Origin of the sequence: Streptomyces sp. NPDC007095, from assembly GCF_040634475.1 — a bacterium.
In the GTDB taxonomy this organism is placed as follows: Bacteria; Actinomycetota; Actinomycetes; order Streptomycetales; family Streptomycetaceae; genus Streptomyces.
The window spans coordinates 25,812-36,388 of the sequence record NZ_JBEYFS010000117.1; the positions used below are offsets into that span (position 1 = coordinate 25,812).

At 70.1% G+C, this 10,577-nt stretch carries 10 protein-coding genes; 8 read left to right on the forward strand and 2 right to left on the reverse strand.

Features of this window, described 5'->3' with window-relative positions; all coding sequences use genetic code 11:
* The 4 genes from ABZ656_RS33230 (at position 1) to ABZ656_RS33245 (ending at position 2,924) form a co-directional block, all read left to right on the forward strand.
* Positions 1-627: a dihydrofolate reductase family protein gene (locus tag ABZ656_RS33230; RefSeq protein WP_360272809.1), complete on the forward strand. Its 627-nt coding sequence runs from the start codon at positions 1-3 to the stop codon at positions 625-627.
* A 51-nt stretch (positions 628-678) separates the two neighbouring features.
* A complete protein-coding gene (locus ABZ656_RS33235; RefSeq protein ID WP_360272812.1) occupies positions 679-1,551 on the forward strand; it encodes an LLM class flavin-dependent oxidoreductase in 873 nt (290 codons plus the stop codon).
* 38 nt (positions 1,552-1,589) lie between these two features.
* Positions 1,590-2,051, forward strand: coding sequence for a GNAT family protein (locus tag ABZ656_RS33240; protein WP_101400401.1), 462 nt, complete (start codon positions 1,590-1,592; stop codon positions 2,049-2,051).
* A 99-nt stretch (positions 2,052-2,150) separates the two neighbouring features.
* The gene (locus tag ABZ656_RS33245; protein ID WP_101400402.1) at positions 2,151-2,924 is read left to right on the forward strand and encodes a class I SAM-dependent methyltransferase; all 774 of its coding nucleotides are present in this window, start codon (positions 2,151-2,153) and stop codon (positions 2,922-2,924) included.
* 37 nt (positions 2,925-2,961) lie between these two features.
* Here the strand turns inward: ABZ656_RS33245 and ABZ656_RS33250 are convergent, their stop codons facing one another.
* Both ABZ656_RS33250 and ABZ656_RS33255 read right to left on the reverse strand, forming a co-directional pair.
* Positions 2,962-4,110 carry a winged helix DNA-binding domain-containing protein gene (locus ABZ656_RS33250; protein WP_101400403.1) on the reverse strand — a complete coding sequence of 383 codons (1,149 nt, stop codon included), beginning with the start codon at positions 4,108-4,110 and terminating at the stop codon, positions 2,962-2,964.
* A gap of 278 nt (positions 4,111-4,388) precedes the next feature.
* Positions 4,389-4,724, reverse strand: a complete 336-nt coding sequence (locus ABZ656_RS33255) for a DUF192 domain-containing protein (protein WP_101400404.1) — start codon at positions 4,722-4,724, stop codon at positions 4,389-4,391.
* Positions 4,725-5,299: 575 nt separating this feature from the next.
* Here ABZ656_RS33255 and ABZ656_RS33260 point away from each other — a divergent pair.
* The 4 genes from ABZ656_RS33260 (at position 5,300) to ABZ656_RS33275 (ending at position 10,467) form a co-directional block, all read left to right on the forward strand.
* Positions 5,300-6,073: an isoprenyl transferase gene (locus tag ABZ656_RS33260; protein WP_101400405.1), complete on the forward strand. Its 774-nt coding sequence runs from the start codon at positions 5,300-5,302 to the stop codon at positions 6,071-6,073.
* Between the two features lie 296 nt (positions 6,074-6,369).
* Entirely contained in the window at positions 6,370-7,695 is a 1,326-nt protein-coding gene (locus ABZ656_RS33265) for a PhoH family protein (RefSeq protein ID WP_101400406.1), read from the forward strand.
* A 505-nt stretch (positions 7,696-8,200) separates the two neighbouring features.
* Positions 8,201-8,887, forward strand: a complete 687-nt coding sequence (locus tag ABZ656_RS33270) for a transglycosylase SLT domain-containing protein (protein WP_360272819.1) — start codon at positions 8,201-8,203, stop codon at positions 8,885-8,887.
* Positions 8,888-9,021: 134 nt separating this feature from the next.
* Entirely contained in the window at positions 9,022-10,467 is a 1,446-nt protein-coding gene (locus ABZ656_RS33275) for an AI-2E family transporter (protein WP_360272822.1), read from the forward strand.
* Positions 10,468-10,577 lie beyond the last annotated feature (110 nt).

Below are 10,577 nucleotides of genomic sequence, written 5' to 3' on the forward strand. Positions count from 1 at the left end.
ATGAGAAGAATCGTCCTGATGATGTCGGTGTCCCTGGACGGATTCATCGAGGGACCGAACCGCGAGATCGACTGGCACCGCGTCGACGCGGAGCTGCACCGCCACTTCAACGAGGAGATCAGGAAGCTCGGCGGCCTGCTGGACGGCCGGGTCACGCACGAGCTGATGGCCGGGTTCTGGCCGACGGCCGACCAGGATCCGGACAGCCCGGACAGTACGGCCGAGATGGTCGAGTTCGCGGGGATCTGGCGGGACATCCCCAAGTACGTGTATTCGCGGACACTGGAGCGGGCCGACTGGAACACCACGATCGTCCGGGACGTCGTACCGGACGAGGTCAGGGCGCTCAAGGAACAGCCCGGCGGCGACCTCGGCCTCGGCGGCGCCGACCTCGCGGCCGCGTTCCTGCGGCACGGCTTGGTCGACGAGCTCCGGGTGTATGTCCATCCGGTGCTGATCGGCCGCGGCAAACCCCTGTTCCCGGAGTCGCACACCCCGACCGATCTGCGGTTCGTCGAGTCACGGGCCTTCGGCAACGGGGTCGTACTCCTGCGCTACGAACGCGACAGCACCGCCATCGCCCCCGCCACCACCACTGCTACCGACCCCGGAACCGCCGACACGTAGCCGACACGTAAAGGTGTTGTCCGCGAGCCGGGGCATCGGTAGGAAGGCTCCATGACTGTTCTCGGTGTTGTGTTCCGGCCCCAACTGCCCCCCGAGCGGCTGCGGGCCGTCGCGCACGCGGCGGACGACGCGGGCCTGGAGGAGCTGTGGCTGTGGGAGGACTGCTTCCTCGAAGGGGGCATCTCGGCCGCGGCGGCCGCCCTCGCCTGGACCGAACGGGTCCGGGTCGGCGTGGGCCTGCTGCCCGTCCCGCTGCGGAACGTCGCCGTCACCGCGATGGAGGCCGCCACGCTGCACCGGATGTTCCCGGGGCGCGCGATCCTGGGCGTCGGACACGGCGTACAGGACTGGATGGGGCAGGTCGGGGCGCGTGCGGAGTCACCCGTGACGCTGCTGCGCGAGCACCTCGACGCGCTGCGCGCGCTGCTGCGGGGCGAGCGGGTCAGCACGGACGGCCGGTACGTGAAGCTGGACGGCGTCGCCCTCGACTGGCCCCCGGCGGCGGCACCGGAGGTGCTCGCGGGCGCCACCGGGCCGCGTTCGCTCCGGCTCTCGGGGGCCGCCGCCGACGGCACCGTCCTCACCGCCGCCACCGCGCCGGAAGGGGTACGGCGGGCGCGCCGACTCATCGACGAGGGGCGGGAGTCGGCGGGCCGGACCGACCACCACCGGGTGATCGTCTACCTCCACACGGCCACCGGACCGGACGCGCCGGCGCGGCTGCGCGCCGAGATCGAGGCGAACGGTGAGGATCCGCTGCCGGAGCACGGCGTCGCCGGGGACGCGGGCGCGGTCGCCAAGGCCGTACAGCGCCTCGTGGAGGCCGGCGCCGACACCGTGGTCCTGCAGCCCACCGCCGACGAACCGGACCCCGAGGCCTTCGTACGGTTCGCGGCCCGGGAGGTCCGGCCGCTCATCGGGTAGGGCGGTCGTTGTCAGTGCCCGCTGCCACACTCGTCGGTATGAGTGAGGACGACGTACGACTGAGGGACGTGGTCGAAACCGACCTCGACCTGTTCCTGGCCTACGAGCACGATCCCGAGGCGGCCCGGCGGTCGAGGTTCGAGCCCCGGACACGGGAGGCGTTCATGTCCCACTGGAGGACCAGGGTCCTCGGTGACGACACCGTCCTCGTGCAGACGGTCACCGTGGACGGTGTGCCGGCCGGGAACGTCGTCTCCTGGTGGGAGGGCGAGCGGCGCTTCATCGGCTACTGGTTCGGCCGCCCGTACTGGGGCCGGGGGATCGGCACCAAGGCTCTGGCCCGCTTCCTCGGGCTGGAGAGGAACCGCCCCCTGTACGCCGATCCCTTCACGGGCAACACCGCGTCCGTACGCCTCCTGGAACGGCACGGCTTCCAGCACCAGGGGACCGTCCGCCACGGCGACGACGACCACACCCTGCTCGTACTCCCCGAGGAGTGAGAGCACCGGCGACGAGCGCCCTGGACAGCTGGCCCCGGAACCCCGTTGCCCGGTGGAAAACGCCTCGCCTCCCCGCCGCCCCGTTGAGAAGATCTCCCCATGACCACCACCCGCACCTTCGAAGCTCTCGTCGACGAGGCCGTGGCCGCGTCCGTCGAGGGGTGGGACTTCTCCTGGTTCGAGGGGCGCGCCACCGAGGAGCGTCCGTCATGGGGGTACGCGCGGGCGATGGGGGAGCGGCTCGCGCACGCGTCCGCCGCGCTGGACATCCAGACCGGTGGCGGTGAGGTGCTGGCCTCCGCGCCGACGCTGCCCCCGCTCACCGCCGCCACCGAGGGCTGGCCTCCGAACGTCGCGAAGGCCACCGCCCTGCTCCACCCCCGTGGCGCCGTGGTCGTCGCCTCTCCCGAGGACGCCCCGCTGCCCTTCGCGGACGGCGCCTTCGACCTGGTCACCAGCCGGCACCCGGTCACGACGCACTGGTCCGAGATCGCGCGCGTCCTGCGCCCCGGCGGCACGTACTTCTCCCAGCAGGTCGGCCCGGCGAGCGTCTTCGAACTCGTCGAGTACTTCCTCGGCCCGCTGCCGGAGGACGTCAGGAACGGCCGGCACCCGGACCGCGCCCGCGCCGCCGCCGAGGCCGCCGGGCTCGACGTCGTCGACCTGCGCGCGGAGCGGCTGCGCGTCGAGTTCTACGACATCGGTGCCGTCGTTCACTTCCTGCGCAAGGTGATCTGGATGGTCCCCGGCTTCACCGTCGACCGGTACCGGACCGAGCTGCGTGCCCTGCACGGGCGGATCGAGGCGAAGGGCCCGTTCGTCGCCCACAGCGCCCGCTTCCTGATCGAGGCGCGCAAGCCGCGTCGTTCCTAGGGGTCCATGGGATCCCCGGGAGGGCTCGCGTTCGAGCTCATGCGTGCGGGCCCGCCGTCACCCTCCCCACCACCAACTCCGCCCCCGCCTCCAGGATTTCACCCACTCGTTCCACCTGCTGCGCCAACTCCCGTTCCCGCGCCGCCGTCAGCCCTTCCAGCGGCTCCACGGTGACCGTCGTACGCCGTCCCCGGCGCCGCTGGTGCCAGACCCCGGCCACCACGCCGTCGACCAGCAGCACGGGGAAGTTCCCGGCCTGGCCGCCCGCGAGGGCACGTCCGTACGCCGGCCCGGGGAACAGCACCTCGCGGGGCCCCGCGGCGATGGCGTACGCGTCGAAATACGGAAGCAGCCGCACCCCGCTCACCGGCGTCCCCGGGAACTCCGTGTCGCCCGCCGCGACCCACGCCGGCCCCTCGAAGTCGACCTCCTCGATGACCCCCGTACCCGCCAGCGAGGCGAAGAGTTCGGTGGCCCAACCACGCGGAGCCGCGGCCCACTTGGCGAACCGCCCCGGCGTCGCCGGTCCGTACGCGCGCAGATAGCGCCCTACGAGCAGGGCGAGCCCCTCGTCGGCGGCGAGCGGCTCGAAGTGCGGGGGCCGGGTGTACGTCGCCTTGCGGCCCCGGTTCGGGGCGAAGCACAGCGCGCCGCGCTGACCCGCCCGGTGCATGACCTGCCGCCAGCGCGGCCACATGCCCTGGAACGCGGGCATCACCAGGTCTCCGGCCCAGGACCCGGTGCGCGCCACCACCTCGTCGCTCAACTCGTCGATGGTCAGCCGCGCGCCGTCCAGGGCGTCCCCGATCGCCGCCACGACCTCGTCCGCCTGCTCCTCGGTGAGCCGGACGGCGGGCGCGAAGGGGCTCCGGCCGGACGGGATCGCCGCCAAGGCGGCTGTCCAGAGGGCGAGTTCCGCGGTGGGGAGCAGATGTACGGTGCCGCGCGGACCGTACGTCTTCACCAGCGACCCGTCCTCCCAGAGCGCGGCGCGTACGTCTGCCCGCGTGACTCCCTCGGCGCGTACGCCCACCGACATCTCGGCCGCCGACAGGACTTGTGCGTGCGCGCCGAGCATCGCGCCGACGGTGTCGGCGACCGGAGTCCCGCCGCGCGCCGGAACGGCCAGGAACTGGCGTTCCATTCGCCGCGCGCTCGCCTCGTTCCATGTGATCTTCAGCGTCATGCGGCGAAGGTAGGCGGGAATGAGGTCAGATCCTGGCCGCTGGAGCGCCCGGGAACCGATTGACCGAAAACACCCTGATGCGACCGGCCGCGGGTGAGATGTCCGTCCGTATGACGAACTTCTGCACAGGGTTTCCACATCGTTATCGGGGGTGGGTCGTCCGGGGTGTTCGCCTCACGTAAGTTCAGACCAAGGTAATTCGCGTGAGCAAAGCTGCGCGTGTGGCACCGCGCAGTGGAGGGGGCTGCGCGGTGCTGCGCTCCCTCCCTGAAGTCACGTCACCGGTCGTGCACGGTGACTTGCACCCCGCGCCGTACGCCCCATCGCTCCATCGCCCCGGCCTCCGCCTCCAGAATGCGGCGGGAGCGTGGGCGGGGGCGCCCCATGCGCCCCGGCTTCATCGTCCGCACCGCCAAGACGCGGAACTTCCGGTCCAAATAGGCGACGTCGATCGCGAACCGCATCCCCAGGGTGTGCACCGCACTGGCCGGTGAGAGCAGCAGGGCCCCGTCGATCCCGTCTCGCCCGAGCAGTCCACGGCGCCGGGCGCGGGCCGACACGGCGACCTCCAGCGGCACCGGTGCGGGGATCCCCGGCGTGGTGAGCATGGCCATGGGTGCGAAGTTAGCGGCGCCGTCAAGCGGGCGACACGGGCGCGCGTCACTCTCCCGGAGTACATGGGGGCGAGTCGGCAGGGAAGACCCAGTTGGTCGCAAACCCTCCGGATCTCTCCGTTTACCTCTCCATTCTCTTTGAATCCGCTGCGATTCAGCCATGGTCAAGCCCTGAATGAGAGGTTCCGCGGCCACCGTGGCGTCGTCGTCCGGTTTCGGAGAGTAGTTGTGGCACGCCGATGCACGCAGCATCACTTACGAAGGGTTATGGTGGAAACCCCCCCTCGGGCCGGTCCGTCTCCCCCCCACGGACCGGCCCGTTTTTTGTGCCCCCGCACCCCACCCCTTCACCGTCTCCGCCTGCGCCCCCGTGCGCCCCCCTGTCCCCGGGAACCGGCCCTGGTGACACAGCGCCTCCACCCCGGCCCGCTTGTCGGACCACAGACACCTCTTGCAGGGCCGTTGGTTTCGCGGGGGTAGGCTTCGCCCCCGGGGACCGTCATATGGACAGGGGTTGCGCTGAGCGAGGCCGCTCTGCCGCGCCCGTCCGATCCGCACGGAGGGGCTGACAACACGTGAACCTGCGGGACAACCTGCGCCGGCTGCTGCTCAGGTTCTACACACGCAGGGTGGAGGGCCACCTCGACCACGACCAGGTGCCCAAGCACATCGGCGTCATCATGGACGGCAACCGGCGCTGGGCGAAGGCGGCGGGCAGCACGGCCGCCCAGGGGCACCGCGCCGGTGCCGACAAGATCGAGGAGTTCCTCGGCTGGTGCTCGGAGACCGATGTCGAGGTCGTCACCCTCTGGCTGCTGTCGACGGACAACTTCGACCGCCCCGAGGACGAGCTCGTCCCCCTGCTCGGCATCATCGAGGGCGTCGTACGCACCCTCGCCGCCGACGGCCGCTGGCGCGTGCACCACGTGGGCACGCCGGACATCCTGCCCTCCCAGATGCAGACCGCGCTGAAGGAGGCCGAGGAGGCCACCGCGCACGTCGACGGGATAGTGGTCAACGTCGCCATCGGCTACGGCGGACGCCAGGAGATCGCCGACGCCGTGCGCTCCATGCTCCTGGACGCCGCCGACAAGGGCTCCTCGATCGAGGACGTCGCCGAGTCCGTGGACATCGATCTCATCGGCAAGCATCTTTATACGAGTGCCCAGCCCGATCCGGACCTGGTGATCCGCACCAGCGGTGAGCAGCGGCTGTCCGGATTCATGCTCTGGCAGACCGCCCATTCGGAGTACTACTTCTGCGAAGTCTTCTGGCCGGCGTTCCGCAAGGTCGACTTCCTGCGTGCCCTGCGTGACTACGCGGCGCGACACCGCCGCTACGGAGGCTGACCCAGGGGGTGCGAGGGGTGCGCGTCACCCGGAGTTAACGAACGCGTGGTCACATGCTCTTGCATGGCCGCGCATGTTCGAGGGCATAAGCCATGCAGGTCGACGCCCGAACCACGGGTGTCGTATCTCAGCGGACGGCACGGGGCCGTCCGCCCGGGAGGCCCTTTGCACCAGCCCGACCGTGCGGTCCGTACGGACGAGACGGAGGGCCGGTCTCCGGCCCGCGCAATGCGGCCAGGACCGGTCCAGCTCCTCTCCGTCGCTCCCCGACCTCATCCGAGGGGGTACGTCCTTCCGTGGTGACCAGCACAAAGCGTCGTATGCCAGACCGGCGCACCTATGTTCTCGACACCAGCGTCCTGCTGGCCGACCCGAACGCCCTGAGCCGCTTCGACGAGCACGAGGTCGTGCTTCCGATCGTCGTGGTGACGGAACTGGAGGCCAAGAGGCACCATCCCGAGCTCGGCTACTTCGCCCGGCAGGCCCTGCGCCTGCTCGACGAGTTCCGGGTGCGGTTCGGCCGCCTCGACGCCCCCATCCCGATCGGGGAACTCGGTGGGACCGTACGCGTCGAGCTCAACCACTCGGACCCCAGCGTCCTGCCCAGCGGGTACCGCCTGGGGGACAACGACTCCCGCATCCTCGCGGTCGCCCGCAACCTGCAGGCCGAGGGGTACGACGTCACCGTCGTCTCGAAGGACCTGCCGCTCAGGATCAAGGCCTCGTCCGTCGGCCTCCTCGCCGAGGAGTACCGCGCGGAACTGGCCATCACGGGCTCCTCCGGCTGGACCGGAATGTCCGAACTGACCCTGTCCGGTGAGCAGGTGGACATCCTCTTCGAGGAGGGACACGCGTACGTCCCCGAAGCGGCCGACCTGCCGGTCCACACCGGTCTGACGATCCAGTCGGAGCGCGGCAAGGCCCTCGGCCGTGTCACCTCCGAGGGCAACGTCCGGCTGGTGCGCGGCGATCGGGAGGCCTTCGGAATCAAGGGCCGCAGCGCCGAGCAGCGCATCGCGCTCGATCTGCTGCTCGACCCCGACATCGGGATCCTGTCGATGGGCGGCCGGGCCGGCACCGGCAAGTCGGCGCTCGCGCTCTGCGCGGGCCTGGAGGCCGTGCTGGAGCGGCGTCAGCATCAGAAGGTGATGGTCTTCCGGCCGCTGTACGCGGTGGGCGGGCAGGAGCTCGGCTATCTGCCCGGCTCCGAGGCCGAGAAGATGGGCCCCTGGGCGCAGGCGGTCTTCGACACGCTGTCGGCGGTCACCTCGCGCGAGGTCATCGAGGAGGTCACCGCGCGCGGCATGCTGGAGGTCCTGCCGCTCACCCACATCCGAGGCCGCTCCCTGCACGACGCCTTCGTGATCGTGGACGAGGCCCAGTCACTGGAACGGAACGTGCTGCTGACCGTTCTGTCCCGCATCGGCGCCAACTCGCGGGTGGTTCTCACCCATGACGTGGCACAGCGGGACAATCTGCGTGTCGGCCGGTACGACGGCGTGGTCGCCGTCGTGGAGAAGCTGAAGGGTCATCCGCTCTTCGCGCACGTGACGCTGAACCGCTCCGAGAGGTCCCAGATCGCGGCGCTTGTGACCGAAATGCTGGAGGACGGACAGATCTGACCCATCTGGCTCCATCTGGACACATCTGGCTCCATCTGGACCCACCTGGATCCAGATTGCTCCATCTGGACACATCTGGCACTGCTTGACCTGGTTGGTCAAAACGTGGTGGATGCACGGTAGTTGACGCCGCCCGGCAAAAGGCGAAGAGCGTAGCCGGGCGGCGTCTTCGTGCGCGCTTGTTTCCGCAAAACTCCTGGGGCAAACGGGGTGTGAGCTTTCACACGCAACTGGGAATTGCCTCGCGGCGTCGGGTTACGGCAGAGTCTCATTCCTGTCAGGCCCCGCATACGACACACGTGTACCCCCAGCGGTACCGCACCTCAGGAACACCAGAACTCCATAGAGTCGTCGTATGCCGCCCGCGCACCACGCGGCACTTCCGTCACGGGAGTTGCCCACCGGGCCCGTGCCTCCCGTGACCCCGCAGTTGGGAGGCCAGTGTTCAGGGGCAAGATTGCGTCCGCGAGGGTCACCTAAGCGGGCGATGCTGGAAGGAAACCGTGTGAGCCGGATTTCGGTCCGGGGACTCGCAGTGGCCTCGGCCACCGCGGTCACCGCTGTCGGCGCCGTGAGTGGTGTTGCCTCGGGCAGCACTGGCCAGCCGTCGAACGACGCCGAGGCGACGGCGAGTGACTCGACTCTCCTCGCGGACATACCTGCGGGCCAGCAGGCCCAGGTGCAGACCGCGTCCCTGACGCAGCAGGCCGACGCACAGGCCATCGCCGCGGACGCGAGCGCCAAGAAGGACGCGGAGGAGGCTGCCCGCAAGCAGGCTGCCAAGGACGCGGTCGCGAAGCAGAAGGCCGCGGCGGACGCCAAGGCGCGCAAGGAAGCCGCGGAAGCGGCCAGCCGCTCCGAGACGCGGGCCGCTGTCAGCCTGGCCCCGCAGTCCTCGTACACCGTTGCCGAGGTCCAGGCCATCGCGCGCCAGATCATCCCCAGCGGTCAGTTCCAGTGCTTCAGCAACATCGTGGACCACGAGTCCACCTGGAACTACCGGGCCCAGAACCCCTCTTCGGGCGCCTACGGTCTCGTGCAGTCGCTGCCCGGCAACAAGATGGCGTCGGTCGGTGCCGACTGGCAGACCAACCCGGCCACGCAGATCAAGTGGGGCCTCAACTACATGAACGAACGCTACGGCAGCCCCTGCGACGCCTGGTCGTACTGGCAGGCTCACGGCAACTACTGAGCCGTCGTCACCTCCGGCCGCTCAACCTTTCGAAGCCCCTCCCCGTCCTAGGGTGAGGGGCTTCGGCCATGTACGGTCGGAACCGACGACTCCAGGGGGGAGTGGTGGGGAGAAGCGGGGGAAAAGGACGGACCATGTCGAGAGTGCCAGGGTTGCTCGGCCGGCTCGGCGCCAAGCTGACGGAGCTGGGTGCGCGGTTGGACGAGCGCCGCGCCGAGGTGGAGAAGGAGTCGGGGGGCTCACTCGACCTGAGCGACGAGACCGACGACCGGCCACCGCGCGGCTCGACGACGGTACGGGTGGACGCGAAGCCTCCCGCACCCCCTGCCGACGCCACTCCCGAACCCACCCTCGACCGGGAACCCGAACGTGAACGCGGATCCGAAACCGAGCCCTCCGTTACGTTCGTCCCCGCACCCCACTACACCCATGGGCCGGAGACGCACACCCGGCCCGATCCCGTCCTGGCCGTGCCGTGGGGCGTACGGGTCGCGGCCGAGGCCGGCTGGCGGCTGCTCGTACTCGCGGGCACCCTCTGGGTGTTGATGCGGGTGATCAGCGCCGTACAACTGGTCGTACTGGCGTTCGTCGCCGCGCTGCTCATCACCGCGCTCCTTCAGCCCACCGTGGCGCGCCTGAAGAGAGTGGGATTCCCCAGGGGCCTCGCCACCGCGCTCACCGCGATCCTCGGCTTCGTCATCATGGGGCTGGTCGGCTGGTTCGTGGTCTGGCAGGTCCAGGAGAACATCGACAACCTCTCGAACCAGATCCAGGACGGCATCGACGAGTTGCGCAAGTGGCTCCTCAACAGCCCGTTCCATGTGACGGACAAGCAGATCAACGAGATCGCCAAGAACCTGCGGGAGGCGATCGGCGCGAACACGGACCAGATCACGTCGGCGGGGCTGGAGGGCGTGACGGTCATGGTGGAAGCGCTGACCGGCATCCTCCTGACGATGTTCTCGACGCTCTTCCTCCTCTACGACGGCAAGCGCATCTGGGAGTGGACGCTGAAGCTGGTGCCGGCGGCGGCGCGACCGGGGGTGGCCGGGGCGGGGCCCCGCGCGTGGCGGACCCTGACGGCCTATGTGCGCGGCACGGTGATAGTGGCTCTGATCGACGCGATCTTCATCGGCCTCGGCATCTACTTCCTGAACGTCCCCATGGCCGTGCCCCTCGCCGTCTTCATCTTCCTCTTCGCGTTCATTCCGCTGGTGGGCGCGGTGATGTCGGGGGCGCTGGCGGTGGTGGTCGCGGTGGTGACGCAGGGTGTGTTCACCGCGCTGATGACGCTGCTCGTCGTGCTCGCGGTCCAGCAGATCGAGGGCCACATCCTCCAGCCGTTCATTCTGGGGCGGGCCGTGCGGGTGCATCCGCTGGCGGTGGTGCTGTCCGTCGCGGCGGGTGGGCTGGTCGCCGGGATCGGCGGGGCCGTGGTGGCGGTGCCGCTGGTGGCGGTCACCAACACGGTGGTGGGCTACCTGCGTTCGTACTCCCGCGAGCCGGGAATCCGCCATGCGCCGGAGCCGCGGGGCGCCACAGCGATCGATGTGGCCCCGGTACGCCCCCCGTCCCCGTGACGATTTTCCCCCCGGGCCGGCAGGGGCTTGGCGCGCGGTTCCCCGAGTTCCTGAAGCCCTGGGGCGCCGGGGCGCAGCCCCGTGCCCCAGGGGCGCGGGGTACCGCGCGC